Here is a 25972-nt window from a genome sequence, read left to right as displayed (position 1 = left end):
AGGACGCTTTCGCCACATGATGAACCGCCGAACCCTACTGGTCTCCGCCACCGCCTCAGCCGCCCTGGCCGCGCTGGGCATTACCCCATCGGTGCTGGCGGCCAGCCGGATCAAGCTCGGCGAGGCGCAGCCGTTCGGCTTCGACGCCCTGATCGAGCGGGCGCGCGCGCTGGCTGCCAAGCCCTATGCGCCCCCGCCCTCGCCGCCTGCGGACGTGCTGTCGCGCATCGACTACGATGCCCACGGCAAGATCCGGTTCCGCACCGACGATGCGCTGTTTGCCAACGGCCCGGGCCAGTTCCCCGTCACCTTCTTCCACCTCGGCACCTACTTCCGCACCCCGGTGCGCATGCATGTGATCGAGCGCGCCAAGGGCGGCAGCGGGCGCGCGCGCGAGATCGTCTATGACGATGCCTACTTCGACATGCCGGCCGACAGCCCCGCGCACAAGCTGCCGCCCGGCAGCGGCTTCGCGGGCTTCCGTTTCCAGGAAAGCCGCCTCGGCGACCAGAAGACGCGCGACTGGCGCAAGAACGACTGGGTCGCCTTCCTGGGCGCCTCCTACTTCCGCGCCATCGGCGACCTGTACCAGTACGGGCTGTCGGCGCGCGGCATCGCCATCGACGTGGCCGAGGCCGGGAAGCCCGAGGAATTCCCCGCCTTCACCCATTTCTGGTTCGAGACCCCGGAAGGCAACGGCGATACCGTCACGGTCTACGCCCTGCTCGACGGCCCCAGCATCTCCGGCGCCTACCGCTTCGTGATGCAGCGCGCCAAGGCCGTGATCATGGACGTGGAATGCGCGCTGTTCCTGCGCAAGGACGTCGCGCGACTGGGACTGGCACCGCTGACCTCGATGTACTGGTTCTCGGAAAGCATCAAGGGCATCACCGACTGGCGCCCGGAAGTCCACGACTCCGACGGCCTGGCCATCTGGAACGGCGCCGGCGAGCATATCTGGCGCCCGCTCAACAACCCGCCCCAGACCACGGTATCGGCATTCTCCGACGACAACCCCAAGGGTTTCGGCCTGCTGCAGCGCGACCGCCTGTTCGACCACTACCAGGACGGCGTCAACTACGAACGCCGCCCGAGTCTGTGGGTCGAGCCGCGCGACGGCTGGGGTGCGGGTGCCGTGCAACTGGTCGAGCTGCGCACCGACGACGAGATCCACGACAACATCGTCGCCATGTGGGTGCCCAAGGCGCCCGCCAAGGCCGGCGCCACCTACCGCCTGCGCTACCGCCTGCACTGGCAGGCCGACGAACCGAACCCGTCGCCGCTGGCGCGCTGCGTGGCCACGCGCCTGGGCAACGGCGGCCAGCCCGGCCAGCCGCGGCCCAAGGGCGTGCGCAAGTTCATGGTCGAGTTCAAGGGCGCGCCGCTGGAAAAGCTGCCGTTCGGCGTCAAGCCCGAAGCCGTGCTGACCGCTTCGCGCGGCACCTTCTCCTATGTCTTCACCGAAGCCGTGCCCAACAACGTGCCCGGCCACTGGCGCGCCCAGTTCGACCTGACCACCGATGGCAAGGGGCCGGTCGACATCCGCCTGTTCCTGCGCCTGGACGGCAAGCCGCTGTCCGAGACATGGCTGTACCAGTACCACCCGCCCCAGGCGTAAGCCCCCGTCGGAAGCCCCAGTCAAAAGCCCGCCCCCGGCGCAGCCGCCAGCCGGCGCCGCTTTGCAGGATATTGCGGCGCCGTGATGTCAGGCGCGCTTGAGCGGGTATGATGGCTGGCTACGACAGTCAAACCGCACCAGCCAGCCTCACATGATTTCTCAAGAGTTTGCCGGTGCCGCCGAAGGCGGCCAGGCTGCATCGCTCCCGCGCTCGGAGCGTGCCTACCAGCAACTGCGCGCCGCCATCCAGGCGGGGCAGCTATCTCCCGGCACCCGGCTGCGCGAAGTGGAACTGGCGGAATCGCTGGGCTTGTCGCGCACCCCGGTGCGCGAAGCGCTGTCGCGGCTGGAATCGGAAGGCCTGGTGGTCAACGAGCCCAACCGGGGCATGATGGTGACGCAGCTCGACGCCAGCATGGTCAGCGAGCTGTACGTGATGCGCGAGGTGCTGGAAGGCACCGCCGCGGCGCTGGCCGCACGCCATGCCACCGATGTGGAGATTTCGCTGCTGCGCGATATCGTCGAGCGCGACCTCGCGTTCGCCGACGATCCGGACCGGCTCGCGCAGAACAACCGGCTGTTCCACGAAACCCTGCACCGCTGCGCCCACAACCGCTACCTGCTGAAGAACCTGCGCTCGCTGCACGAATCGATGGCGCTGCTGGGGCGCACCACGCTGGCGGTGCCCGGCCGCGCGCGCAGCTCCTATGAAGAGCACACCGCCCTGGTCGAAGCGCTGGAAAAGCGTGATCCGGCGCAGGCCGAGCAGATTGCCCGGCGCCATATCCAGCAGGCCTACAAGGTGAGGCTGTCGCTTTGGATCCAGGAGCAGTCCGGCAGCTGAGCTTGCGGGCCAGGGTGCTTCAGGCAGCCGCCTGCGCCCGCGCCGTGCGCAGCGTGCCGACGCTCAGCACCGCCAGGGCAAGCAGGATCAGCACCACCGCGTACAGCGTCTGCGGCGCGATCACCTCGCCGCCCAGCCAGGCGCCCATCGCCAGCGCCACCGGCGGATTGACGTAGACATAGCTCGTCGACAGCGTCTGGCCGACCGTCGCCACCAGGTACATATAGGCAGAGAACGCCACCAGCGAGCCCGCCACCACCAGGTAGACCCAGGCCCAGCCGGCCTGCGCGCTGATCGACCCCAGCGACACCGGCCATGGCTCCTGCCGCAGCGCCGACAGCACCATCAGCACCACCCCGCCGATCAGCATCTCCGCGGCAAAGGCCGCCGCGCCCTGCGGCAGTTCGAGCCGGCGCACCAGCTGCGAGCCGAACGACCAGCTCGCCACCGCCAGCATCAGCGCCACCACGCCACCCGCGCTGACGCGGAATTCCGCCCCCGCGGTCAGCACCACGATGCCCGCGCTGCCGATCGCAATCGCCACATACTCGTACCACTTGGGGCGCTGGCCGAAGCAGGCCGCCCAGATCAGCGCAAAGATCGGCATCGAGCCGATCATTACCGTGGTCGCGCCCGACGAGATGGTCTGCTCGGCCATCGCGGTCAATCCCATGCCGCCTACCAGCAGGAACAGCGCCGGCACCGCGCAGTTGCGCAGCTGCCGCCACGACGGCATCGGCGTGCCGCGCCACGCCAGCCAGGCGGCCAGCAGCAGGCCCGCGCATAGAAAGCGCGTACCCGTCATGAACAGCGGCGGAAAGCTCTCCAGCGTAAAGCGGATCGCCAGATAGGTCGTACCCCAGACCACGTAAGTGATCAGCAGGCACATAAGGACAAGCGGGGGCATGGTCGCGGACGGTTCTGCAAAGGCATCCAAGATAGCCTTTGGCCGCGCCGCGACAAAACGAAAAGGTCTGGCAAGCCTTGTCAGAGTTGCTCACAAGGCACGTCGACCTGCCTTGCGTAAAGCGAGCAGGCAAAACAAGACCGGCCGCGTCTTGCCCGTGGCGGGCGCGCGTCTGGCCGGTTCTACAACGCAGCCACCAGGGGCCGCAGGTACTGCAATACCGCTGGAAACTGCTTAGCCGTTGGCGTAGACGACCTTGGCCTTGCGGGCTTGCCACTGCAGGCGCGCGATGACTTCCTGCACCGCGGCGATGGCGCGCTTGGCGTCATGCACGAAGCCCAGGCTTTGCTTGCCGAGCTCGCGCTCGATGAGGTCGCGTTCCAGTTGATCGGTCAGCTTGATATCGGATTGGGTGTTCATGGCTTCCTTCCTTGCTTGTTGCTGCGGGATTACCCTCATGGGGTTTTCCCGAATTGTAGCAAAGGAATTGTCGCAACGCAGCATTAGGTAATAGTGCGTATGCGGGAAAGCAACGGCACACCGGGTCAGGCCGCTTGCAGGCGGCCTTTTGTTCACACCGAACGAGTCAGGCAAGCCCAAAATGACCTGGCGCATTCCTTACCGGTCACCCATCGGATCGCGGGACTACCGCCCGTTGATCCCAAGGCGGAGAACGCCTTTAATCATCCAGGCACATAGACCTGAAGTGATGAGGGGCGACTGCCGCGGCAAGGGCAGTCCGCGAATCGGCCAAAGGAGCAGATTTCAATGTCAGGCGACCTGGTGATTCGGAACATGACACGCGCCGAGCTGGATCGACTGGTCGGCTGGGCGGCATCCGAGGGGTGGAACCCCGGCCTTCACGACGCGGCGCTGTTCTGGGCCACGGACCCGGATGCTTTCATCGCGGCCGAGCTGGACGGGGAGCTGATCGGCGCCGGCGCGATCACATCCTACGGCGGAGCGTTCGGCTTTATGGGCTTCTTTATCGTCCGTCCGGCGTTTCGCGGCCGGGGACTGGGCAACGCGCTGTGGCATGCGCGCCGGGACCGGCTGATTGCCCGGCTGCGGCCCGGAGCAACCATTGGGCTGGATGGCGTTTTCGCGATGCAGGATTACTACGCCAGGGGTGGCTTCGTCTTCTCCCATCGCAATCTGCGCTTTCGTGCCGAGGTACCGGATAGCCCGCCCCACTCGCCCCACTCGCCAGACTCGTCGCGCCCGGACGACGCGATCGTCCCGCTGGATGAGGTGCCCTTCGACGACGTGCTGGCATACGACCGCACGTGCTTTCCCGCCGCGCGCGAGGCCTTCCTGCGCGGATGGATCCGGCAGCAGGACGGGCTTGCGCTGGGGTGTCTGCGGCAGGGCCGGCTGGGCGGATTCGGCGTGGTGCGCCGGTGCGGGGAAGGCTGCAAGATCGGGCCGCTGTTTGCCGACGACGCCGACGCGGCCGAAGCGCTCTATGCGCGCCTGGCCGCCTTTGCGTCGGGTGGCCCGTTGTTCCTCGATGTCCCGGAAAACCACCCCGCGGCCATGGCGCTGGCCCATCGGCACGGCATGGCGGAAGTCTTCGGCTGCGCGCGCATGTATCTCGGGCCTGCGCCAGGCCTGGTGCACAAGCGCATCTTCGGCATTACAACCTTCGAGCTGGGATGATGCAGGCGCGCGACCTCGCCGGCTACGGCAGCTCCCCGCCCGATCCACGCTGGCCCGGCGGCGCGCGCGTGGCGGTGCAGTTTGTGCTGAACATCGAAGAAGGCGCGGAATCGTGCATCCTCAACGGCGATGTGCGCTCCGAAGCGTACCTGCACGAACTGCCCGGACGGCCGCCTCGTGAGGCCGAGCGCGACTGGAGCGTGGAAAGCATGTACGAGTATGGAGCGCGTACCGGAGTCTGGCGGTTGCTGGATCTGTTCGCCGAGCGCGGCCTGCCGCTGACCGCGTTCGCGGCCGGTCGCGCGCTGGAACTCAATCCGCCGATCGGACAGGCACTGAGTGCCGCAGGACACGAGGTTGCGGGGCATGGCTATCGCTGGATCGATTATCGGGACGTCCCGGAAGATGAGGAGCGGCGCCATATCCGCCTGACAATCGCGGCAATCGAACGCACCTGCGGCAGGCGGCCGGTAGGCTGGTACACCGGGCGGGTCAGCGCCAACACCCGGCGCCTGGTCCATGAGGAAGGCGGGTTCCTTTACAGCTCGGATGCCTACAACGATGACCTGCCGTACTGGCTCCGCAGCTCCCCGCCGCTGCTGGCAATCCCGTATACGCTGATCAACAACGACGCACGCTTTCTGCTGCCTGACGGCTTTGCCTCGGGGGAAGATTTCTACCGCACGCTGCGGGACGCATTTGACCAGTTGTGGCACGAGGGTGCGCGCGCGCCGAAGATGATGAGCGTCGGGCTGCATCCCCGCATCAGCGGCCATCCGGCGCGCGCCATGGCCCTGGCACGGTTCCTTGACGACATACGCGGCCATGACGCCGTGTGGATCTGCCGCCGGGAGGACATCGCCAGGCACTGGCTGACCGAGCATCCGGCGTAGCGTGGCTCCTGGTCGGGCGGGCTACCGACGCGCGCTGGCAAGTGCCTGCCCCTGATCGGCTGACAAAACTGAAGGCAGACGTCCGGCTGCCTCAGTTGCAATCGGCTTCGCATTGCGGGAAAAGCGGCAGAAATTGTCAATGAATGGGCAGGTTCGGGTAGTGTCGAACGCCCCCCGCGGCGCTACGATCACCAGACATAGCGACCGCCGGCGGCCTGCGTCAGCTTATTCCGTGCCGCCCTCCATCGGCTTCGACGTCCGCGACGGCGTCCTGCATGCAATCTGTGCGTGCCATCCAGGCAGCGCCCGATCCGGTGACTGCGATCGCACGCTATGTTGACAGGCTGGGCTGTGCCCGCAGCTCCATGGCCTCAACTCCACCAGACACTTCAAAACTCTCAAACCCTAAGGCGTTAAGACATGGCAATCAAGACAGTAGGCATCGTCGGTGCCGGCACCATGGGCAATGGCATCGCCCAGGCCTGCGCAGTGGCCGGCCTGAACGTGGTGATGGTCGACATCAGCGACGCCGCGGTGCAGAAGGGCGTGGCCACCGTGGCGGGCAGCCTGGACCGGCTGATCAAGAAGGAAAAGCTGACCGAGGCGCAAAAGGCCGATGCGCTGGCGCGCATCCAGGGCAGCACGTCGTATGACGACCTCAAGGCCACCGACATCGTGATCGAGGCCGCCACCGAGAACTACGACCTGAAGGTCAAGATCCTCAGGCAGATCGACGGCATCGTCGGCGAGAACGTGATCATTGCGTCCAACACCTCGTCGATCTCGATCACCAAGCTGGCCGCGGTGACCTCGCGCGCCGACCGCTTTATCGGCATGCACTTCTTCAACCCGGTGCCGGTGATGGCGCTGGTCGAACTGATCCGCGGCCTGCAGACCAGCGACGCCACCCACGCCGCCGTGGAAGCGCTGGCGAAGGAACTGGGCAAGTACCCGATCACGGTCAAGAACAGCCCGGGCTTCGTCGTCAACCGCATCCTGTGCCCGATGATCAATGAAGCCTTCTGCGTGCTGGGCGAAGGCCTGGCCTCGCCCGAAGAGATCGACGAAGGCATGAAGCTGGGCTGCAACCACCCGATCGGCCCGCTGGCGCTGGCCGACATGATCGGCCTGGACACCATGCTGGCCGTGATGGAAGTGCTGTACACCGAATTCGCAGATCCGAAGTACCGTCCGGCAATGCTGATGCGCGAGATGGTGGCTGCCGGCTACCTGGGCCGCAAGACCGGCCGCGGCGTGTACGTCTACAGCAAGTAATCGTTACTTGCCCCCTTCTATTGGAGATTTAGAGCATGACGCGTGAAGTCGTAGTGGTGAGCGGTGTCCGTACCGCGATCGGGACCTTTGGCGGCAGCCTGAAGGACGTGGCGCCGGCCGAACTGGGCGCGCTGGTGGTGCGCGAGGCGCTGGCCCGCGCGCAGGTATCCGGCGACGACGTCGGCCACGTGGTGTTCGGCAACGTGATCCAGACCGAGCCGCGCGACATGTACCTGGGCCGCGTCGCTGCGGTCAACGGCGGGGTTTCGATCAACGCGCCCGCGCTGACCGTGAACCGCCTGTGCGGCTCGGGCCTGCAGGCCATCGTCAGCGCCGCGCAGACCATCCTGCTGGGCGATGCCAACGTCGCCATCGGCGGCGGTGCCGAAAGCATGAGCCGCGCCCCGTACCTGGCGCCCGCGGCCCGCTGGGGCGCCCGCATGGGCGACGCCGGCCTGGTCGACATGATGCTGGGCGCGCTGCACGACCCGTTCCACCGCATCCACATGGGTGTCACGGCCGAGAACGTGGCCAGGGAATACGACATTTCGCGTGCGCAGCAGGACGAAGCCGCGCTGGAATCGCACCGCCGCGCGTCCGCCGCGATCAAGGCCGGCTATTTCAGGGACCAGATCGTCCCGGTGGTGAGCAAGGGCCGCAAGGGCGAGGTGACGTTCGACACCGACGAGCACGTGCGCCATGACGCGACCATGGACGACATGACCAAGCTCAAGCCGGTGTTCGCCAAGGAAAACGGCACCGTCACGGCCGGCAATGCCTCGGGCCTGAACGATGCCGCCGCCGCAGTGGTGATGATGGAGCGCGCCGAGGCCGAGCGCCGCGGCCTGAAGCCGCTGGCGCGCCTGGTCTCGTACGGCCATGCCGGCGTCGATCCGAAGACCATGGGCATCGGCCCGGTGCCGGCGACGAAGATCGCGCTGGAACGCGCCGGCCTGCAGGTGTCGGACCTGGACGTGATCGAAGCCAACGAGGCCTTCGCCGCGCAGGCCTGCGCCGTGACCAAGGCGCTGGGCCTGGATCCGGCCAAGGTCAACCCGAATGGCTCGGGCATCTCGCTGGGCCACCCGATCGGCGCCACCGGCGCGCTGATCACGGTCAAGGCGCTGTACGAGCTGCAACGCGTGCAAGGCCGCTACGCGCTGGTGACGATGTGCATCGGCGGCGGGCAGGGCATTGCCGCGATCTTCGAACGCGTCTGAGGTTCGACTTGCGCCTGGATTGCCGATCAAGATGTCAAGGCGATCCGGGTCCTTTGGCAGGTCTGCAGCTTGATTCAGGGTGCGCGGCAACGCGTCCGCGCACGCGGCCGTGATCGTTGAAGCGGGCGCACTCCGCCAGTACGGCTGCAGCCGTTGCCATGCCGGCGTCCTCGAAGCCATCGATGGCGATCTTCGAGAACGCCTGCAGGAAGTAGGCCGACTTCGCCGCAACCACGACATCGCAGGCCAGCGCGAGCGACGCGCCGCCGCCCGCAGCCAGGCCGTTGACAGCCGCAACGCTCGGGACTGGCAGGCTTTGCAGCTTCATGACAAGAGGCTTGAAGTACCGCTCGACGTGAGCGCCGATATCGGGCAGCTTTCCGTTCACGATCTGCATCGCCGGATCGGCCAGATCCTGGCCGGCGCAGAACGCGCGCGGGCGTCGAGCGCCGTGGCGGCACCATCGGCGCCCCGCTCCTTCAGTTGATACGTTATTTGCCGGTGAACTGCGGCGAGCGTTTGGCGAGGAATGCTTCGCTGCCTTCACGCGCGTCCTCGGTGCGCGTGGCGCGCGGGAACAATTCAGCCTCCGCGCGCAGGCCGGCATCCAGATCCAGCCGGGCTGCAGCCAGCACCGCCTCGCGCGCCAGGTGGACAGCCGATGGCCGGTCTTCCGAGACTTCAGCCAGGTGCGCCTTGCCGACAGCGACAGGGTCGCCCGCCTCGACCAGCCGGTCGACCAGGCCGATCTCCAGTGCCTCGTCCGCGGCAATCATCCGCCCGGTGGTAATCAGATCCAGCGCCCGCGTCGTACCCACCAGCCGTGGCAGCCGTTGCGTCCCCCCATAGCCCGGGATCAATGGCGGCATGGCCGATGTGCACCTTGACGGCGCCGAGGGCGACGCCACCGCGGACACCGACGCCGCACAAGCCCGCTAAAAAAGCGGGCAGCATCCCGTCCTCATGCCGGCAGTGCGAAGGGATTGAACCCGGTGCGCTGATAGCCCTCCGCCGTTACGGCATGGTCCAGGGACAGCGTGGCAAGATCATCGGCGACGGCCTCGGCTTGCCGGTCGCGTTCCAGTGAGATGACTTTCAGGTATCCGTGACACACGCCGCAGCATTCGGCGCGCACCGTGGCTTCGGCGGTGTCGAAGCTGAGGTAGTCAAGGTCCGCGGCGGCACCACAGTTGGTGCATTTCGCCCGCACCATGTGCCAGGCGCTCTCGCAGAGCGCGCAATGCAGATAGCGCAAGCCCTGGCGATCGCCGGTCAGGATCAGGCTTGCTACAGGCGCACTGCCGCAGGCAGGGCAAGACGCGTGCTCGGCAGGGCCGCAGCCGGGCACGGGCGCGGCGCGCACGGCGCTGGCGCGTTGCAGCGAGAGCGCGGCCCAAAGGAAGGGCGCGATCGCCGCCGGGACGGCGTCGAAGCGACCCAGGGTCAGCGCCTGCGCCGCGCCAAGGCGCTCCTCGTCCGGAAGGTCGCGCAGCACCGCAAGATGCGTGGCGACCGGGGCGGGGACATCGGGCGCAAGCCGCTCAATCAACCGGTCAAGCAGAAAACCCAGATGCCCCTGCTGCAGAATGGCCCTGGCGCCTGCCGGTCCGGATCCGCCGGCTTCGGGCACAAGCGATGCCTGCACCTCGGCCACGCGGGCGGCCAAGCGCAGGTAATCGGCGTGATCGTGGCCTTCGGCCAGCGTGCGCAGGCGCGCGGCGCGGCGGCCGTAAAGACCGGCAAGGTCTGGCTGGATCTGCGGCGCGAAATTCCGGGATGCCTCGCCCGATGGCAGCCCGCCTGGCGGCATCGGATGCGGGCTCATGACCGACGGCCCTTCGCTTCCACCTCTTTCGCCTCTTTCGCCTCTTTCGCCTTCACCTCGCCATACCAGCGGTCATGGTGCTGCCTGGCCCAGGCCCGTGAAACATAGCCCGTCACCATGCCAGTGATCGAACCGCAGACCCAGAGGGCCAGATAGATGTGCCCCACAATCAGCAGGATCAGGGCGATCCCTGCGACGGAATGGGCCAGGATCGCCAGGCGGAGCACGGGAATCGGGAAATACTCGGCGAAATAGGCGCGCCACATGATCAGCCCGGTGATCAGAAGGGCCAGTATCGAAGCCATGATGAGCCAGAACAAGACCTTCTGGCCGGCGTTGTACTTGCCTATCCGCAGCGGTTCGCCACCATGCCGGTTCAGGAGCACGTCCCGGACGCGGCGGAACCAGATCGCGTCGGTGCGCGCGGGCATGTTGTAGCCCACAAAGCGCACGAACATGTAGCAAAGCCCAATGAAAACCGCGATGCCGAGGAACGGGTGGAGCAGCCGCGCCATCTGCGGCGTGCCAAGGAATCCGCTCATCCAGCTCACCATCGGGAAGAACCACGAGATACCCGAAACCGCAGCGAGGAAGAAGCAGAACACAATCGCCCAGTGGCACAGCCGTTCGGCGAACTTCGTGCGCAAGATCCTATCGTTGTTGGTCGCCATCTCCGCTCTCCGCCTATGCTGCGCCATCATCCGGGCCATGGTGCCCATCCGATTCGGTGGTGTTGGGGCCGACCGCCATGAAATGCGCCGCCATGCCCACGACCGCCGCCGCGCCAACGACGGCCGCGCCAGGTTGCAGGCAATCCTTCCAGCCCGAAACGACCGTGCTGATCTTCGGGTCCTTCGGCAAGCCCGCGTAGCGCTTGGGGTCATCGGCATGCTGCAGCACATACATCACGTGGGTGCCGCCGACCCCCGCCGGGTCATACAGTCCGGCCTTGGCAAAGCCGCGCTCGTTCAATTCGGCCACGCGCTCGGCCGCGAGGGACTGCATCTCTGCCTTCGAGCCGAAGCTGATGGCGCCGGTCGGGCAGGTCTTGACGCACGCAGGCTCCTGCCCGACCGAGACGCGGTCCGAGCACAGCGTGCACTTGTAGGCCTTGTTGTCCTTCTTGGAAATGCGCGGCACGTCGAAGGGGCAGCCGGCCACGCAATAGCCGCAGCCGATGCACAGGTCGGACTGGAAGTCGACGATGCCGTTCGCATACTGCACGATGGCGCCGGGCGCCGGGCAGGCCTTCAGGCAGCCGGGGTCCTCGCAATGCATGCAGCCGTCCTTGCGGATCAGCCATTCCAGCTTCCCCGCCTGGTCCTCATGCTCGGTAAAGCGCATCAGGGTCCAGGTGTCGGGCGACAGATCGCGCGGGTTGTCGTAGACGCCGACATTCTCCTGCACCTCGCCGCGCAGGTCGTTCCATTCGCTGCAGGCGACCTGGCACGCCTTGCAGCCGATGCAGGTCGATACGTCGATCAGCTTGGCCACTTGCATCTGATGGTCACGGATCCGAGGGGCCGGTGTCAGCTCCGACGAGGCCGAGCGACGGATGATGTTCTGCGAGTTCATGCCTGTGCTCCCGCCATCTTTTCAATGTTTACGAGGAATGCCTTGAATTCCGGAGTCTGTGAATTGGCATCGCCAACGCCAGGCGCAAGCGTGTTGGCGAGATAGCCCTTGCGCGTCGCTCCCTCGAAGCCCCAATGGCACGGGATGCCGATCTGCTCGACCGCCTGCCCGGCCACCTGGAGCGTGCGCATGCGCTTGGTCACCACCGCCTTGGCAGTGATGTAGCCGCGTTTGGTCGTAATCTTCACCGTGTCGCCATGGGCGATGCCCTTGTCCGCGGCCAGCTTCTCGCCGATCTCGACGAACTGCTCGGGCTGGAGCATGGCGTTCAGATGCGAGTGCTTGGTCCAGTGGCGGAACAATTCCGTGATCGAATAGGTCGTGGCGACATAGGGAAACTCGGTGCGGTTGCCCATGCGCTGCGCATCGTTCTGGAAGATGCGTGCGGTCGGATTGTGGGTGACCTTTGCGTGCAGCGGGTTCTTCCCGATCGGGCTCTCGACCGGCTCGTAATGCTCGGGGAAAGGGCCGTCGATCATGCCTCCGGCCGAGAACAGGCGCCCCACGCCTTCGGGCAGCATGATGAAAGGTCCCATCGGTGAGCCGGGTGCCGCGGTGAGCGGAAAGTCGGGCACGTCGGCACCCACCCATGTCTCGCCGTTCCAATGCAGGATCTGGCGCTTGGGGTCCCAGGGGTTCCCCATCTCGTCCATCGAGGCGCGGTTGTAGAGAATGCGGCGGTTCGCGGGCCAGGACCAGGCCCAGCCCGGCGTGTTGCCGAGACCGGTGTCGGTGTTGTCGCGCCTGGCCATCTGGTTGCCGGCCTCGGTCCAGGAGCCGGTGAAGATCCAGCAGTAGCTCGAGGTGGTGCCGTCGTCGCGCAGTTGCGCGAACGAATCCAGCAACTGGCCCTTGCGCAGGATCTTTTTCCCGGTCTCGTCGAATACATCCGCCAGCGCGTAGCCGTTGGCTTCCTTGGCCATTTCCTCGGGATGGGGGCTGTAGGGATCGTGATAGGTCTCCTCGTCCCAGGTCATGTGCAACACCTGTTCGGGGCAGGCGCCGCCCTCTTTTTCGTAAAGCCGCCGCAGCTCCATCATGATGCCGCCAAGGATGGCCGGATCATGCCGCGCCTCGCCCGGCGGCTGCTGGCCCGCGTAGTGCCATTGCAGCCAGCGGCCCGAATTCACGACGGTCCCGTCTTCCTCGGCAAAGCAGCTCGACGGCAGCCTGAAGACCTCGGTCATGATCTCCTCGGTCCTGACGTCGTTGAACTTGCCTTCGTTGCGCCAGAAGTTGGAGGTCTCGGTCACCAGCGGGTCGATGACCACCAGGAACTTCAGCTTCGACAGCGCGGCCGAGGACTTGTTCTTGTCAGGCATTGCCGCCAGCGGGTTGAACCCCTGGACCACGTAGCCGTTGACCTTGCCCTCGTACATCAGGTCGAAATAGGCCAGCATGTCGTAGCTGCGGTCCCATTTCGGCAGCAGGTCAAAGGCCCAGTCGTTTGCCGCCGTGGCATGTTTGCCGAACAGGTTTTTCTGCAGCGAGACGAAAAACTTCGGCAGGTTTTTCCAGTAGTTCACCTGGTCGGGCAACATCGCTTTCGGCGTGGCATCGGCCAGGAACTGCCTGAGCGTCTGCTGCCTGTCGGCGGGCAGGTCCATGTAGCCCGGCAGCCGCAGCGACAGCAGGCCCAGGTCGGTATAGCCCTGGATGTTGGAATGGCCGCGCAGCGCATTCACGCCGCCGCCGGACATGCCGACATTGCCCAGCAGCAGCTGGATCATCGCCGCGCCGCGGATGATCTGCGCGCCGCCGGTGTGGTGCGTCCAGCCGAGCGCGTAAAGCCAGGTGAGCGTCTTGTCCTTCGCCGAGCACGAGCCGACGATCTCGGCGATCTGCAGGAAATCGGCCTTCCTGACGCCGGTGATCTCCTCGACCTTCTCCGGCGTGTAGCGTGAGACGTGCCGCTTCAGCAGGTTCAGCACACAGCGCGGATGGCGCATCGAGGGATCGCGTTTCGCGTTTCCCCGTGCGTCGAGCTCATAGGTCCAGGAGGCTTTGTCGTAGACGAGCTTTTCGGGATTGAAGCCCGAGAACAGCCCTTCGTCGAAGCCGAAATCCTCGCGCACGATCAGCGGCGCGTTGGTGTAGGCGCGCACGTAGTCATGCTGGATCTTGTCGTTCTGCAGAAGCCAGTTGACCATGCCCATCAGGAAGGCCGTGTCCGACCCCGCCCGGATCGGCGAGAAGATATCGGCAACCGAGGCCGTGCGGTTGAAGCGCGGATCGATGACGATGACCTTGGCCTTGTTTTTGATCTTGGCCTCGATCACCCATTTGAAGCCGACCGGGTGGGCCTCGGCCGGATTGCCGCCCATGACCATGACGACATTGGCATTCTTGATGTCCACCCAGTGGTTCGTCATCGCGCCGCGGCCGAAGGACGGCCCCAGCGCCGAAACCGTTGGCCCGTGGCACAGGCGCGCCTGGCAGTCCAGCGCCAGCATGCCGAGTGAGCGGGCGAACTTGAAGTCGAGCACCCCCGTTTCGTTGGAGGCCGCCGACGAGGCGAGCATGCCCGAGCTCAGCCAGCGGTTCACCAGCTGGCCCTTCTCGTTGCGCGCGATGAAGTTCTTGTCGCGGTCGTCCTTCAGCAGCCGGGCGATGCGCCTGGTCGCTTCGTCCCAGCTGATGCGCACCCACTCCTTCGACCCCGGCGCGCGGTATTCCGGATACAGCAGCCGGTTCTTTGAATGGACAATGTCCAGCAGCCCCGCGCCCTTGGGGCAGAGCGAGCCACGGCTGACCGGATGATCGGGATCCCCCTCGATGTGGAAGATGCGGGGTTTCGCATTCTTTGCGCCGTCACCGAGCGAATACATCAGCAGGCCGCACCCGACCGAGCAATAGGTGCAATTGTTGCGCGTCTCCTTCGCACGCAGCAGCTTGTAGGGGCGCACGCCGGCCGGGGCCTGCGCCCAGGCCGTACCCGTACCCATGCCCAGGGCCGAGGCCGTGACGGCAACGGGGCCTGCGCCGAGAATCTTGAGGAACCGCCGGCGTCCGATACTGGTGGTGCTTGTCATGTCTCCTCGCCTTGCCGAGCTTGCTGACGTGTCCGCCGAAGCCTCCGTACTTATTGTTCCGCGGCTGATGCAAGAGACATCTTGAGCTGACTCGTCGCCTTGGCCGCAATGCTGATCGCAAGGCAGTGGGCATGCGCACAGCGACCCGGAGAATCGTGCGGCAGGACCAACGCCTTTCGCCCAAAGATATCCGTCCGCTCACTTAAGGTAAATTCAGCGATTCTTTGCCGGTCTATAAGAGATTGCTTAAGTAGCGCGGCGGCTACCTCATCAACCCGGCGCGTGCCAGGCCGGTCGACCGTGACGCCGCGGTCCGCTCGCTCAGGTGCTCACCCGGCCAGGTGCCGGTGCCTCACGCCGGGAACCGACATGCCAATCTGCAGAATCTCGCCGGCAGTTGAATCGGTCACGTAAAGCATGCTTCCATCGGGTCCGCCGAAGGCGACGTTGGTCAGCGAATGGCCAGCAGTGCCACGGATCACCTCGACCGGCTCGGCACGATGATTGAGCACCCAGACATAGGCAAGGCCGGGATTGGCAACAAGGAGGCGGCCATCGACATCCATGGCGAGGCCGTCCGGCCCGCTGGGACCATATGACGTAAAGAACTGCCCGGCCTTGGATACGCTGCCGTCCTCCTGCAAGGGCATGCGCCAGACGCAGTTGCCCCGTGTGACGGCAACGAACAGGAAGCGCTCGTCCGGTGACAGCACGATGCCGTTCGGACTCGGCACGTTGGAAAGCAGCAGTTCGAGGCGCCCTTCGCCAGTCAGCCGATACACGCGGCCGCTAGGGTCATGCAGCCCCGTTTGCCCCTGGTCCGTGAAATAGATGTTTCCCTGCGAGTCCAGCGTCAAGTCGTTGACGCCCTTGAAGCTTTCGGTATTCCGGCGCGGCAGGTACGGCCGGACGCTACCCGTTCGCACGTCAACCTCCATCAGCCCGTTGCGGTAGTCCGTGACAAGCAAGGACCCGGCATTCAGGAATTTCATCCCGTTGGGCTCGCCGTCCCATTCGGCAACCAGGTCCCAATCGCCCTTCTGGTCGATCCTGAAGATCCGGCCATTGGGAATATCGGTGACGTACAGGTTGCCGGCATCGTCGAAGACGGGGCCTTCCAGGAAGGAATCGCATTCGCGCCCTCCCTGGTTCGCCCTGGACCATTCGGTTCGCCGCGGGTGGCGATAGCGGGCAGGCAGGCTGGAAAACGACGACGCTTCACGTATGACCGGCGAATTCAGTAGAAACATGTCTCGACACCTGTTGATCGTCCTGTTGCAGCGGCGCGCCCATTACTGCTTCTGAAACCCCGTCCCGCGTGCAACCTTCCCCCAGAAGGCGGTCCTGCTGGCCACTTCGGTCCTGAACGTGCCGGCATCCCAATAGCCCGGCTCGGCACCGATACTCTCAGCATAGGCCTGCATGTCCGGCGTCGCCATCGCCTTGGACACCTCCTTCTGGATTCGCTCCAGCACGTCGGCGGGCGTGCCCTTGGGCGCCCACAAGCCGGTGAAATTGGTGACACCGTAGCCCTTGACACCGGCCTCCGCAAAGGTGGGCACGCTGGCCAGCGCGGGCAGGCGTTTCGTGCCGCTGACGGCCAGCACCGCCAGCTTGTTACCCTTGACCTGTCCGATCACGCCCGGAATAGAAGCCATCTGGAAGTCGACGGTACCGCTCAGCAACGCGATGGTTGCTTCGCCGGCGCCTTTGAATGGCACATGCATGAAGTGCGTTCCCGCGGCGAGGCCCAAGGCTTCGCTGGCGAAATGCGGAGTCGAGCCCGGCCCGCCCGACCCGTAGGAAACCTTGTCGTCGGACTTCGCCGCGGCAATCAGGTCGGCCAGCGTCTTGTACTTGCCGTCAGCCTTGACCACCACGCCCATCGGGGCGAACACGTATGCCGCGACAGGTTGCAGGTCCTTTGCGGCATCGAAAGGAAGCGACTTGAAGATGTGGGGCAACAGCGCGTAGGTCGTATCGTTGGCGAGCAGCGTGTAGCCATCCGGCGCGGCGCGCGCAACCTGGGCCGAGCCGATCGTTCCGGTCGCGCCTGCCTTGTTTTCGACATAGAAGCTCTGGCCCGTCTGCTCGGTGAGCCGCTGCGCCATCTTGCGGGTGACGGCGTCCACGGCGCCGCCAGGCGGGTAAGGAACGACGATCTTGACCGGCTTGGCTGGCCACCCCTGGGCTTGCGCCGCCGTCGACATGGCGGCAAGCGCGGCAAGTGCCAGCGCCCGGAGCAGCGCGGCTCCGACGTTCATCTGTTTCATGCTGTCTCCATCTTGCGAACGTTCTTGTCAGGGGGTACTGCGACTAGTGCGGTCCAAGCGCCGGCTCGGCCAGCCTGCGCAGGACCGCCAGGGTATTGTTCGCCGCTGCGACACCCATATTGACGTAGGCCGCGCTGGTCACGCCACCGATATGCGGACTGAGCACGAAGCCCGGCTCTCCCTGGAAGGCATGCGGCACCTGCATCGGCTCGCGCGCAAAGCTGTCCAGGCCGGCAGCGGCGACGTGGCCCGAGCGGACGGCTTCGAGCAGCGCCGCTTCGTCGATCAACCCGCCGCGCGCAGTGTTGATCAGGATCACGCCACGCTTGCACTGTGCCAGTGTGCCGGCATTGACCATTTCCCTGTTCTCGGCCGTCAACGGGCATTGCAGCGAGATGACATCCGATCGTCCCCAGATCTCTTCCAGCAGCACGGCTTCGATATGGTCCGGCAAGTCCGTGGCAAACGGGTCGAAGCCGATCACGCGCATGCCGATGGCGTCGCACATTCTGGCGAACCGCCGCCCGATCGCGCCCAGGCCAATCAGGCCGATGGTCAGGCCATTCAGCTCCAGGCTCTTGTGCGTGGCTTTGTCCCAGTGGCCGGCATGCATGCGCGCGTCCAGTTGCACCACCGACTTGGCGCACGCAAGCATCAGCGCCAGCGCGTGTTCTGCAACGGCCGCGGCATTGGCCCCGGCAGCGGCGGTCACCTTGATGCCGCGCGCCTCGGCAGCGGCCTTGTCGATGGTGTCGGTTCCGGTGCCGTGCTTCGAGATCACCCGCAAGGCGGGGGCCGCGTCCATGACTTCGGCCGTCACGGCGCCATAGCGCACGATGATGCCGACAGGATTGTGCTTCGTTGCCAGCGCGACGAGGTCGGCGGTCTGGGGTGTCCTGCCGGCGAAAACGACCTGATAGTCGCCCAGCAGCGCCAGGGCTTCCGGTGCCAGGTCCGCACCCGTGACGATAATGACTGGCCGGTTCATCACAATGCTTCTCCCTCTTTCAGGACGCCGGCGGTCACCAGCGATGCCAGCAGCCACGGCGCGGTGGTATTGCCCTCCTTTATCTGTTCGATGCGCCTGGCCTCCGCGTCTTCCTTCTTCGCCGCGGCGTCGAGCAGGGCCTCGATCTTCTCGCGCTCCACCACGACCAGGCCATCGGCATCGCCGCAGATATAGTCGCCCGGGTTCACCGTCACGCCCCCGACGGAAATCGGGTGTCCGATGCGGCCGCCGACTTCCTTGGTCGGACCATTGGGATTCGTGCCCACCGAGAAGACCGGGAACTGCATGTCGTCCAGCTCGAGGCTGTCCCGCACGGCGCCATCGAGGACCACACCCGCCAGGCCGCGCTGGCGGGCGGCATGCATCATGATGGTTCCCATCAGCGCCGAGGTCTGGTCGCCCTTGCCGTCCACAACCAGCACGTCGCCGGGCTGCGCAAGCGCCAGGGCTGCGTGGATCATCAGGTTGTCGCCCGGACGGACTTCGACAGTGAATGCCGGACCGGCGACTTTCATGGTCGGGCGCAGGGCCTTGATCCGGCCATGCAGGGCGCCGCGGCGTCCGCCGACATCCGACAGGATTGCGGGCTGGAACCTGGCGGCGCGCGCGATGATGTCAGCGGGTACGCGATCGAACGATTTGATGATGTTGGGCAAAGCCATGACGAACTCCAGCGAAATTTGAGAAATGGTTGGATACGGTGCCGCTCAATCCAGCTTTGTGCCGGAGGCTTTGATGACCGCCGCCCAGCGTCCGATGTCCTGCTTGATCAGCGCGGTGAATGCTTCGGGTGTGCCGCCGAGCACCGATGCCCCTTGTTCGTTCAGCTTGCTGGCGAGTGCCGGGGATTTGAGCGCCTTGTTGAACTCGGTATTCAGGCGCATCACGATTTCCTTCGGTGTCGCGGCAGGCGCGACGAAGCCGAACCAGGTCGCCGTCTCGAAGCCGGGATAGCCCGACTCGGCAACGGTCGGCACCTGGGGCAGGTCTTGCAGGCGCTTCGATGAGGTCACCGCGAGCGGCCGCAGCTTGTTGTTCTTGATATGCCCGAGCAGCGTCGGCACGGACGCCATGTACAGGTCGACTTGCCCGCCCATCAGGTCATTGACCGCCTGTGCCGCGCCCTTGTACGGCACATGGGTGAACTTCACTTTCGCGGTGCCTTGCAGTTGCTCGCCACCGAGGTGCGCCACCGTGCCATTGCCCGGCGAAGCAAAATTCAGCGACCCGGGCTTTGCCCTGGCGGACTGGATTGCGTCCTTCATCGTCTTGTACGGCGAGTTGACGTGCGTCACCAGCACCAGCGGCGCGGAAGCGATCAGGCTGATCGGCGCAAGGTCCTTCAGCGGGTCGTACGGCAGCCGCTCGTACAGCGAGGGATTGATGGCAAGGTTGCTGGTCTGCCCCAGGGCAATGGTGTAGCCATCGGCAGGCGCCTTGGCTGCCGCGTCCACGCCGAGGTTGCCGCCGGACCCCGGCTTGTTCTCCACGACAAAGACCCAGCCGGTCGACCTGGCGACGGTAGTGGTCACTTCCCGCGCGATGATATCGGTGCCGCCGCCGGCGGGAAACGGGACGATGACCCGGATGGGCTTGCTCGGATACTGCGGCGCGGCATGGGCCGTGGCGGATGCCAACAGGATGCCTGCAATGGCCAGGTGGCCGCGACGGGATATTGCCTTCATTGGTGTCTCCGAATCTGGTTTCGTTGTGAGGCTTCGTTGTGATTGGATTGTGGTCGACCGTTTCACGTCATACAATGCCGTTTCATACCGTGCACCGCATTTCGCGTCATGAACCGGAAAAGTGATACACAGGTCGCCTCAACCGGCGACGAGGGGCCGAGCGCCGTGATTGCGGTGACGCGCGCGTTACGCGTGCTGGAAGCCTTCGGGGTCAATGACCCGCACCTGTCGCTGGCCGAACTGAGCCGGCGCACCGGCATCCACAAGACCACCGTGCTGCGGCTGGCCCGGACGCTGGCGGCGGACAACTACCTGGTGCAGAAGGAAGACGGCAACTGGCGGCTGGGGCGCGCCGCGGGATGGCTGGGCGCGTGCTACCAGGCAACGTTCAATGTGCAGGAAGTGGTGGAGCCGGTCCTGCGGGAACTGACGATCCGGACCGGCGAAAGCGCTTCGTTCTACATCCGCGAGGGTCAGCAGCGCACCTGCCTGCTCCGGGTCGAAGGGCCGCAGGCCATCCGCCATCACGTTAGGATCGGCGCGGCACTGCCGCTGGACAGCGGCTCGCCCGGCCGGGTCATATTGGCGTTCTCGGGAGAGCCGGGCGAGCCCTATGAAATGATCCGGCGCCGCGGATTCCACCTGTCGCTCGGCGAGCGCGAACCCGAGGTCTCCAGCGTCTCCGCGCCGGTGTTCGGATTGCACTGGCGCCTGCTGGGCTCGATGTGCATTTCGGGACCGACTTCCCGGCTCAGCGAAGCGCGGTTGCTCGAGCTGGCGCAGACCGTGGTCGACGCCGCGAACAAGCTGTCGTATGCGATGGCAGGCAGCCAGCGGCCCGCCATGCAGCTGGAAAAGCCGTCGACCTGGCATCCCTGACGCGCAGGACCCGACGGATTAGCGGCTCAGAAGAAGTGCCGGATCCCGGTGCGCAGCAGCAGCCGGTTCCGGTTCGAGGAGACCCCGTACAAGGTCACCGAGCCCTGCGCGAATGCCGGCGCCTCAACACGCACAACAATATTCTTGTCCTGTTACTGAATGGATTTCACTGCCCGTGGGCGCGCTCGTGCGCTGCGCCCGGTTCCGGCGAAGCCGGTGCCCTGGCACGTTGCCCGCGCGTAGCGAGCCAACACAGGATGGAGCCGGCGCAGACCATGGATGCGCCCTTCCAGAATGCGATCGACAGCGGCGTGCGCAACAGCATGGCCGCCAGCGCGGCGGAAAGGACCGGGATGAAATAGGAGGCGCCGGCAAGTACCGTGACATTGCCGTGCAGGATGCCGACGTTCCAGGCAGCGTAGCCAAACCCCATCGCGGAGGCTGCCAGCGCCAGGTACAGGATGGCCTCATAGCTGAACACCATCGCCCCGCCGTCGCCGGTGAAGTACTTGATCCACAGCGCCAGCGCCGTCAGCATGAAGAACAGCGTGACGCCATTCTTGCCGCCGGCGATGCGGCTGGTCACGGTGCAATAGGCCGCCCAGATCACGGCGCCCGCAAAGGCCAGCCCATAGCTGAGCGGGTTGTCCTGGATATTTGCCGCCATCCCGGCGAAGTCCAGTCCCTGGTCGCCGCCAAGCACCCGGCAAATGCCAAGGACGGCAATCGAAAATCCGGGAACGACCAGCAGGTTCGATTTCTGGCCGTTGAATGCAATGGCGCACAACATGGTAAAGCTCGGCCACAGGTAGTTGACCATGCCGACCTCGATGGCCTGCCTGCCGCTGTTGGCATAGCCGATGGACAGGGACAGGCACAGCTCATAGGAAACGAACAGGAGGCTTCCCCAGATGAGGTAGCGCCGGGGAAATTCACCTGGCTTGACGAAGCCGACAGTCAGCCAGAGCAAGGCCGAGGCAACGGAATACATCATGGCCGCGCCGCCGGTTGCGCCAAGGCTTTCGCTGACGCCACGAATCAGGCCGACGATCGAACTCCATAACAGGATCGCGATCAGCCCGATGAGTGTTGCCTGACGCTTGCTTCGGATGACACCTGCTTGCATTGAACGGATGACCTCATGAGGGACGATGGAAGGAAAAAAATGCGGGAGCGGACTCCGGCGAGTCGCGCATGATACGTGTGTTGCGGCGCGACCGGGCATCGCGCGAGCGCCATGCCCGGTCCCGGACGGGACCCGGGGCATGGCTCGCCATGTCACTCAGCTGTGGCCCGACTGGTCCGATACGTCGATCCAGATGGGGCCAGCGCGATGGCTTCGTCCACGCTCTGGAAAGTCGTGACCGAAAGGACCGACATGGGCTTCGCTGACCAGCGCACCGATCCGATGGTCCGGATCGGGGCGATGACCCATCTTCCACTCGCGCATCTGGACGCAACAGGCTCGCCACATGCACGCCCGCATGTGGCGTGCATGCCGCTACTCCAGCACCACGCCACTGGCCTTGATCACCGCGGCCCACTTGCGCACTTCCGCATCGATGAACCGCGCAAATCCGGCACTGTCGCCCGGCTCGGGCTGCAATCCCAGCGCCGCCAGCTTGCTGCGCATATCCGCGTCGGACAGCACCGCGCTGGCATCCTGGTTGAGCTGGCGCACGATCGCCGCGGGCGTCCCGGCTGGCGCCATCAGGCCGAACCAGCCGTAGCCGGTCACGCCGGGACAGCCCTGCTCGACTAACGTGGGCGCATCGGGATAGACCGGCGTGCGCTGCTCCGACGCGACCGCCAGCACCCGCAGCTTGCCCGCCTTGATAAACGGCAGCGCCGTCGTGATGGCGGTCAGCGTGGCATCCACCCGGCCGGCCAGCAGCTCGGTGTAGGCGGTGGCATCGCCGCGGTAGTGCACGTTCAGCACCTTGAACTTCGCCTGTGCGCCGAACAGTTCCGCCGTCAGGTGCGGCCCCGACCCGGCGCCGGGCGAGGCAAAGGTCACGCCGTCCGCTTTCGCGCGCGCCAGCTTGACGAAATCCGCGACCGAGCGCGCCGGCGAATCCGCCTTGACGATCAGGAACACCGGGCCGAGCACGCGCGGCCCGACCGCGACGAAATCCTTGTGGATGTCGTATTGCTGCGGCAGCCCGGCCGCCGTATTGATGGCAAACGGCGCGGCGGCCCACAGCAGCGTGTAGCCGTCGGGGGCGGCGCGCGCCAGCGTTTCGTTGGCGACCCGGGTGCCGGCGCCCGGCTTGTTCTCGACCACGAATTGCTGGCCATACTTGCGGCTCAGCGCTTCGGCCAGCAGCCGCGCCGAGGTGTCATTGGACCCGCCGGGGCCATACGGCGAGATCAGCCGCACGGTGCGCGCCGGATACGCCTGCGCCAGCGCGGACAGCGGCGCCAGCGCGGGCGCCGCGCCCAGCAGCATCAGGTCGCGCATGCGTGCCAGCAGGTCCCTGCGCGATATCTTGTCAGCAGTCATCGTCATGCCTCCACGGCCTGGATCCCCGGATACGAAAAGGTCTTGCCAAGGTGCGCCGCGCCCGGCACGTACAGCCGCAGCGCCACGTAGAAGGGCCCTGCCGGCGCCGGCAGCCAGTTGCCGTGGCGCGCCGCGTCGCGTGGCGCCGCGGCGCCCAGGTGCAGGCGCAGGCTGCCGTCCGGCTCGTAGCGCAGGCTCGGCGAGCGGTCGCCCAGCGAATAGCGGGCGATCGGGTTCTCCACCAGCATGCAGTCGCCCTTGTCGTACATGGTCAGCGACCAGAACGCGCCCACCTGCGGCAGCTGGCCGGCGGGGAACGCCAGCTCGTGCGGCTCGTTCCCGTCGAGCGGGCGGCCGTGCGCATCGCAATCGGCGATGATGTACATGGCCTCTTCCATGCCGAGCGCGCCGATGTAGTTGCGCGCCACCTGCGCGCGCTCGGCATAGCGCGTGCCGAACGACGCGCCGATCTCGACCGGCAGGTTCCAGCCGCCGCCCAGCGCGGAAGGCATCGGCCGGCCCAGTTCGGCCAGCACCTGCTCCATGGCAGCGGCCAGCAGCGCCACCTGCGTTTCCTTCAGCGGCACGCCCTCGCTCGCGGCACCGAGGCCGAGCGCGGCGAAGGCCTGCACTGTCGCCGCCTCGTCTGCTGGCGGCGGGTTCTCGCGCAGCGCGCGGTTCACCACGTCGGCATAGCGCCGCACCTGCTGCGGCGACGCGCCGAGGTGTTCGTTGGGCTGCATGCCGACATCGTACGCGCGCACCGCGTCGCCGCCGTCCGGCAGCGTCAGCCGGAAGCGGTCCTGCAGCGCATGCACCGCGGGCAGGTCGTCCGGGCCGTCCACCAGCAGCCGGCCCAGCAGCCACACCGCATCGGTCGGACAGGCGATGGCGGTGGCGCCAGCCGGCGCTTCGCCGCGCCAGCCGGGACCGTGCAGCAGGAAGCGCCCGGCCTGCGTGCCGGTGGTGCGGCTGCCGATGTAGGCAAACGGGTTGGTATAGAAATCGAGCAGCCCGAGCACGTAGTAGCGGCCGGCGCTGTCCGGCACCTCCAGCAGCAGCGGTCCCTGCGACAGGTCGAGCCAGGCATTGCTGTACAGCGTGTCGTTGTTGGGCGTGACCACCTGCCGGTGCTGCGGGCCGAGCAACTGGCGCGTGTGGAAGAACTGGTTGACCCAGCGCAGCGTGCCGTCGGGCCGCTCGTCGGCAAAGGCGCCTTCACGGCGGCGGCGCGGGCAGGTGGCGGCGCGCATGCGCGCCATTTCGTAGAGCGGCAGCGTGTACAGCACGGCCTCGCGGGCCAGCGCGGGGGTGCGGGAATCGGTGGATGGCATCATGGAATCTCGCTCCTCAGGCAACCCGGCGCACCGGCGGAATGCGGTACTCGCCCGCGATAAAGGCCGGCGCGGGATGGTACAGGCGCAGGATCAGGTAGAACGGGCCCGCGGGAGCGGGCAGCCAGTTGTCGGCCTGTTCGGCCTGTTCCGGCCGCCGGTGCGAGATCGGGATGACCAGGCTGCCGTCGGGCTCCATGCGCAGGCCCGGGGTGTGGTCTCCCACGGCGTAGCGGCCGATCTCGTTGGCGCTGAAGAAGCGGTCCTCGCCGTACAGCGAGACCGACCAGAACGCCTGCGCCGGCGGCAGCATGCCGGGCGGGAAGCGCAGCTCATATGCATGCGCGCCATGCAGGGGCTCGCTGTCGGCATCGAAATCGGCCATCGCATAGATGGCTTCGTCCGCGCGCAACGCGCCCAGGCCCTTCATCGCGGTGCAGGCGCGCTGCAGCCAGTCGTCGCCATAGACCCCGAGCTTCAGGCTGTAGCCCCAGCTCTTGCGGCCCTGGCTGCGCGTATGCGCCTCGATCAGCTGCATGGCCTGGCGATACGCGTTCTCCAGGCCGGCGCGGACTTCCGCGCGCAATGCCGTGACGTCGACCTCGCCCTCCAGCTTCAGGCCGGCCTTGCGCAGCAGCGTGAACGCGCCCAGTTCGGGCTCGGCGGGCGGGTACTCGCGCAACGCATTGAACAGGTTCTGGAAGAAATCGAGCGCCTCGTTGCCGGTATCGCGCCAGTCGCGCACGCATTGCGGCATGAGCTTGCCCGGCGCCTCGAGCGCGAAGCCGCTTTCGAATGCATGGGCCGCGGCCAGGTCGTCAGGACCCTGCACCAGCACGCGCCCCAGCAGCCATACCAGCGAGGTCGGACAGGCCACGACATGCTCGCCTTCAGCGTGCTGGCCGGGGCCGACCAGCGTCACCGTGCCGCCTTCGGCCGGCACGTTGCGCGGGCCCAGGTTCTCGAAGTTGTTGGTCCAGGCATCGAGCAGCTCCACCACGTAGTAGCGGTCGCGCTGTTGGTCGCACTTCGGCAGCGGCGGCACGCGCAGTGTGACCGGCCCGTCGGCCAGGTTGGCCCAGCCGCAGAAATACAGCAGGTCATTGGCGGGCGTGACGACGTCGCGGTCTTCATGCGTCCACTGGCGCTCGCTCGCCGACAGCGTGTTGACCGGGGCGCGGCCATAGCCGGTGGCCTCGCTGACTGCGGTCTGCAGCTTGCAGGTACGGATCGTTTCGACCAGCGGATAGCCGTAGATCGCCAGCGGTATGGCGGCGGCGGCGACCAGCGCTTCCTGGCTGGAGCTGTAGACGGGTGCGGAGAAGAACTGTGGCGCGGGATGGTTCATGCAGGGCTCCGGGAAAAATAGGCGGAAATTGTG

Annotated in this window: 24 protein-coding genes; 7 read left to right on the top strand and 17 right to left on the bottom strand. The window is 66.2% G+C overall.

Translation table 11 applies throughout. From position 1 onward, the window contains the following. The first annotated feature begins 16 nt into the window (after nucleotides 1–16). Both E1J61_RS12575 and E1J61_RS12570 read left to right on the top strand, forming a co-directional pair. Complete coding sequence (locus E1J61_RS12575; RefSeq protein WP_133094387.1) at nucleotides 17–1618, top strand: glucan biosynthesis protein; 1602 nt, start codon at nucleotides 17–19, stop codon at nucleotides 1616–1618. Between the two features lie 151 nt (nucleotides 1619–1769). Beyond that, entirely contained in the window at nucleotides 1770–2462 is a 693-nt protein-coding gene (locus E1J61_RS12570; RefSeq protein WP_133094386.1) for a GntR family transcriptional regulator, read from the top strand. Between the two features lie 19 nt (nucleotides 2463–2481). Here the strand turns inward: E1J61_RS12570 and E1J61_RS12565 are convergent, their stop codons facing one another. Both E1J61_RS12565 and E1J61_RS12560 read right to left on the bottom strand, forming a co-directional pair. Further along, the gene (locus E1J61_RS12565; protein WP_133094385.1) at nucleotides 2482–3369 is read right to left on the bottom strand and encodes an EamA family transporter; all 888 of its coding nucleotides are present in this window, start codon (nucleotides 3367–3369) and stop codon (nucleotides 2482–2484) included. Nucleotides 3370–3603: 234 nt separating this feature from the next. After that, nucleotides 3604–3789, bottom strand: a complete 186-nt coding sequence (locus E1J61_RS12560; RefSeq protein ID WP_133094384.1) for a hypothetical protein — start codon at nucleotides 3787–3789, stop codon at nucleotides 3604–3606. 348 nt (nucleotides 3790–4137) lie between these two features. On the opposite strand from E1J61_RS12560, the gene E1J61_RS12555 reads away from it, so the two are divergent. The 4 genes from E1J61_RS12555 to bktB all read left to right on the top strand — a co-directional run bounded on the left by E1J61_RS12555 (nucleotide 4138) and on the right by bktB (nucleotide 8416). Then, entirely contained in the window at nucleotides 4138–5028 is an 891-nt protein-coding gene (locus tag E1J61_RS12555) for a GNAT family N-acetyltransferase (RefSeq protein ID WP_133094383.1), read from the top strand. Continuing rightward, the gene (locus E1J61_RS12550; RefSeq protein WP_243736844.1) at nucleotides 5025–5921 is read left to right on the top strand and encodes a polysaccharide deacetylase family protein; all 897 of its coding nucleotides are present in this window, start codon (nucleotides 5025–5027) and stop codon (nucleotides 5919–5921) included. Before E1J61_RS12555 ends, E1J61_RS12550 begins: the two co-directional genes overlap by 4 nt. Nucleotides 5922–6341: 420 nt before the next feature. Beyond that, entirely contained in the window at nucleotides 6342–7196 is an 855-nt protein-coding gene (locus E1J61_RS12545; protein WP_133094382.1) for a 3-hydroxybutyryl-CoA dehydrogenase, read from the top strand. Between the two features lie 35 nt (nucleotides 7197–7231). Next, complete coding sequence (gene bktB / locus E1J61_RS12540; protein ID WP_133094381.1) at nucleotides 7232–8416, top strand: beta-ketothiolase BktB; 1185 nt, start codon at nucleotides 7232–7234, stop codon at nucleotides 8414–8416. A 34-nt stretch (nucleotides 8417–8450) separates the two neighbouring features. Here bktB and E1J61_RS38630 read toward each other — a convergent pair whose 3' ends face one another. The 11 genes from E1J61_RS38630 to E1J61_RS12485 form a co-directional block, all read right to left on the bottom strand. Next, a complete protein-coding gene (locus tag E1J61_RS38630) occupies nucleotides 8451–9023 on the bottom strand; it encodes an enoyl-CoA hydratase-related protein (protein WP_371703846.1) in 573 nt (190 codons plus the stop codon). Continuing rightward, nucleotides 8908–9285: an enoyl-CoA hydratase/isomerase family protein gene (locus tag E1J61_RS12530; protein ID WP_133094380.1), complete on the bottom strand. Its 378-nt coding sequence runs from the start codon at nucleotides 9283–9285 to the stop codon at nucleotides 8908–8910. The genes E1J61_RS38630 and E1J61_RS12530 overlap by 116 nt, the downstream gene beginning before the upstream one ends. Nucleotides 9286–9377: 92 nt before the next feature. Continuing rightward, the gene (fdhE, locus tag E1J61_RS12525; RefSeq protein ID WP_133094379.1) at nucleotides 9378–10241 is read right to left on the bottom strand and encodes a formate dehydrogenase accessory protein FdhE; all 864 of its coding nucleotides are present in this window, start codon (nucleotides 10239–10241) and stop codon (nucleotides 9378–9380) included. Then, entirely contained in the window at nucleotides 10238–10912 is a 675-nt protein-coding gene (locus E1J61_RS12520) for a formate dehydrogenase subunit gamma (RefSeq protein ID WP_133094378.1), read from the bottom strand. The genes fdhE and E1J61_RS12520 overlap by 4 nt, the downstream gene beginning before the upstream one ends. A gap of 13 nt (nucleotides 10913–10925) precedes the next feature. Further along, a complete protein-coding gene (fdxH, locus tag E1J61_RS12515; protein WP_133094377.1) occupies nucleotides 10926–11816 on the bottom strand; it encodes a formate dehydrogenase subunit beta in 891 nt (296 codons plus the stop codon). Next, nucleotides 11813–14908 carry a formate dehydrogenase-N subunit alpha gene (gene fdnG, locus E1J61_RS12510; RefSeq protein ID WP_133094376.1) on the bottom strand — a complete coding sequence of 1032 codons (3096 nt, stop codon included), beginning with the start codon at nucleotides 14906–14908 and terminating at the stop codon, nucleotides 11813–11815. Before fdnG ends, fdxH begins: the two co-directional genes overlap by 4 nt. A 329-nt stretch (nucleotides 14909–15237) precedes the next feature. After that, on the bottom strand, nucleotides 15238–16158 hold the full coding sequence (locus tag E1J61_RS12505; protein WP_133094375.1) for an SMP-30/gluconolactonase/LRE family protein: 921 nt from the start codon (nucleotides 16156–16158) through the stop codon (nucleotides 15238–15240). A 42-nt stretch (nucleotides 16159–16200) separates the two neighbouring features. Further along, entirely contained in the window at nucleotides 16201–17181 is a 981-nt protein-coding gene (locus E1J61_RS12500) for a tripartite tricarboxylate transporter substrate binding protein (RefSeq protein ID WP_133094374.1), read from the bottom strand. A gap of 43 nt (nucleotides 17182–17224) precedes the next feature. After that, nucleotides 17225–18169, bottom strand: coding sequence for an NAD(P)-dependent oxidoreductase (locus E1J61_RS12495; protein WP_133094373.1), 945 nt, complete (start codon nucleotides 18167–18169; stop codon nucleotides 17225–17227). Continuing rightward, nucleotides 18169–18852 (bottom strand): RraA family protein, encoded by a 684-nt coding sequence (locus E1J61_RS12490; RefSeq protein ID WP_133094372.1) that lies wholly within the window; start codon nucleotides 18850–18852, stop codon nucleotides 18169–18171. The genes E1J61_RS12495 and E1J61_RS12490 overlap by 1 nt, the downstream gene beginning before the upstream one ends. Nucleotides 18853–18897: 45 nt before the next feature. Next, entirely contained in the window at nucleotides 18898–19875 is a 978-nt protein-coding gene (locus E1J61_RS12485) for a tripartite tricarboxylate transporter substrate binding protein (RefSeq protein WP_133094371.1), read from the bottom strand. Nucleotides 19876–19983: 108 nt separating this feature from the next. On the opposite strand from E1J61_RS12485, the gene E1J61_RS12480 reads away from it, so the two are divergent. After that, entirely contained in the window at nucleotides 19984–20754 is a 771-nt protein-coding gene (locus E1J61_RS12480; RefSeq protein ID WP_133094370.1) for an IclR family transcriptional regulator, read from the top strand. Between the two features lie 166 nt (nucleotides 20755–20920). On the opposite strand, the gene yddG is transcribed toward E1J61_RS12480, so the two are convergent. From yddG to E1J61_RS12455, 4 genes are all read right to left on the bottom strand, one after another. Then, nucleotides 20921–21865, bottom strand: a complete 945-nt coding sequence (yddG, locus tag E1J61_RS12475; protein ID WP_133094726.1) for an aromatic amino acid DMT transporter YddG — start codon at nucleotides 21863–21865, stop codon at nucleotides 20921–20923. 390 nt (nucleotides 21866–22255) lie between these two features. Further along, nucleotides 22256–23257 carry a tripartite tricarboxylate transporter substrate binding protein gene (locus tag E1J61_RS12465; protein ID WP_133094368.1) on the bottom strand — a complete coding sequence of 334 codons (1002 nt, stop codon included), beginning with the start codon at nucleotides 23255–23257 and terminating at the stop codon, nucleotides 22256–22258. Between the two features lie 2 nt (nucleotides 23258–23259). Continuing rightward, on the bottom strand, nucleotides 23260–24591 hold the full coding sequence (locus E1J61_RS12460; RefSeq protein ID WP_133094725.1) for a DUF1254 domain-containing protein: 1332 nt from the start codon (nucleotides 24589–24591) through the stop codon (nucleotides 23260–23262). Nucleotides 24592–24607: 16 nt separating this feature from the next. Then, complete coding sequence (locus E1J61_RS12455) at nucleotides 24608–25939, bottom strand: DUF1254 domain-containing protein (RefSeq protein ID WP_133094367.1); 1332 nt, start codon at nucleotides 25937–25939, stop codon at nucleotides 24608–24610. Nucleotides 25940–25972: the final 33 nt, after the last annotated feature.

This window comes from Cupriavidus sp. L7L, assembly GCF_004353535.1.
Lineage (GTDB): Bacteria > Pseudomonadota > Gammaproteobacteria > Burkholderiales > Burkholderiaceae > Cupriavidus > Cupriavidus oxalaticus_A.
This window is presented reverse-complemented; position numbering and strand designations above follow the sequence as displayed.

Coding starts and splice junctions, on each gene's coding strand:
- E1J61_RS12465 (WP_133094368.1), bottom strand. CDS start 23,257: ATGACTGCTGACAAGATATCGCGCAGGGACCTGCTGGCACGCATGCGC.
- fdxH (WP_133094377.1), bottom strand. CDS start 11,816: ATGAACTCGCAGAACATCATCCGTCGCTCGGCCTCGTCGGAGCTGACA.
- fdnG (WP_133094376.1), bottom strand. CDS start 14,908: ATGACAAGCACCACCAGTATCGGACGCCGGCGGTTCCTCAAGATTCTC.
- fdhE (WP_133094379.1), bottom strand. CDS start 10,241: ATGAGCCCGCATCCGATGCCGCCAGGCGGGCTGCCATCGGGCGAGGCA.
- E1J61_RS12490 (WP_133094372.1), bottom strand. CDS start 18,852: ATGGCTTTGCCCAACATCATCAAATCGTTCGATCGCGTACCCGCTGAC.
- E1J61_RS12520 (WP_133094378.1), bottom strand. CDS start 10,912: ATGGCGACCAACAACGATAGGATCTTGCGCACGAAGTTCGCCGAACGG.
- E1J61_RS12565 (WP_133094385.1), bottom strand. CDS start 3,369: ATGCCCCCGCTTGTCCTTATGTGCCTGCTGATCACTTACGTGGTCTGG.
- E1J61_RS12575 (WP_133094387.1), top strand. CDS start 17: ATGATGAACCGCCGAACCCTACTGGTCTCCGCCACCGCCTCAGCCGCC.
- E1J61_RS12505 (WP_133094375.1), bottom strand. CDS start 16,158: ATGTTTCTACTGAATTCGCCGGTCATACGTGAAGCGTCGTCGTTTTCC.
- E1J61_RS12555 (WP_133094383.1), top strand. CDS start 4,138: ATGTCAGGCGACCTGGTGATTCGGAACATGACACGCGCCGAGCTGGAT.
- E1J61_RS12530 (WP_133094380.1), bottom strand. CDS start 9,285: ATGCCGCCATTGATCCCGGGCTATGGGGGGACGCAACGGCTGCCACGG.
- E1J61_RS12570 (WP_133094386.1), top strand. CDS start 1,770: ATGATTTCTCAAGAGTTTGCCGGTGCCGCCGAAGGCGGCCAGGCTGCA.
- E1J61_RS12545 (WP_133094382.1), top strand. CDS start 6,342: ATGGCAATCAAGACAGTAGGCATCGTCGGTGCCGGCACCATGGGCAAT.
- bktB (WP_133094381.1), top strand. CDS start 7,232: ATGACGCGTGAAGTCGTAGTGGTGAGCGGTGTCCGTACCGCGATCGGG.
- E1J61_RS12550 (WP_243736844.1), top strand. CDS start 5,025: ATGATGCAGGCGCGCGACCTCGCCGGCTACGGCAGCTCCCCGCCCGAT.
- E1J61_RS12460 (WP_133094725.1), bottom strand. CDS start 24,591: ATGCCATCCACCGATTCCCGCACCCCCGCGCTGGCCCGCGAGGCCGTG.
- E1J61_RS12480 (WP_133094370.1), top strand. CDS start 19,984: ATGAACCGGAAAAGTGATACACAGGTCGCCTCAACCGGCGACGAGGGG.
- E1J61_RS12495 (WP_133094373.1), bottom strand. CDS start 18,169: ATGAACCGGCCAGTCATTATCGTCACGGGTGCGGACCTGGCACCGGAA.
- E1J61_RS12560 (WP_133094384.1), bottom strand. CDS start 3,789: ATGAACACCCAATCCGATATCAAGCTGACCGATCAACTGGAACGCGAC.
- E1J61_RS12500 (WP_133094374.1), bottom strand. CDS start 17,181: ATGAAACAGATGAACGTCGGAGCCGCGCTGCTCCGGGCGCTGGCACTT.
- E1J61_RS12455 (WP_133094367.1), bottom strand. CDS start 25,939: ATGAACCATCCCGCGCCACAGTTCTTCTCCGCACCCGTCTACAGCTCC.
- E1J61_RS38630 (WP_371703846.1), bottom strand. CDS start 9,023: ATGCCGGCCTGCGCGCGGAGGCTGAATTGTTCCCGCGCGCCACGCGCA.
- E1J61_RS12485 (WP_133094371.1), bottom strand. CDS start 19,875: ATGAAGGCAATATCCCGTCGCGGCCACCTGGCCATTGCAGGCATCCTG.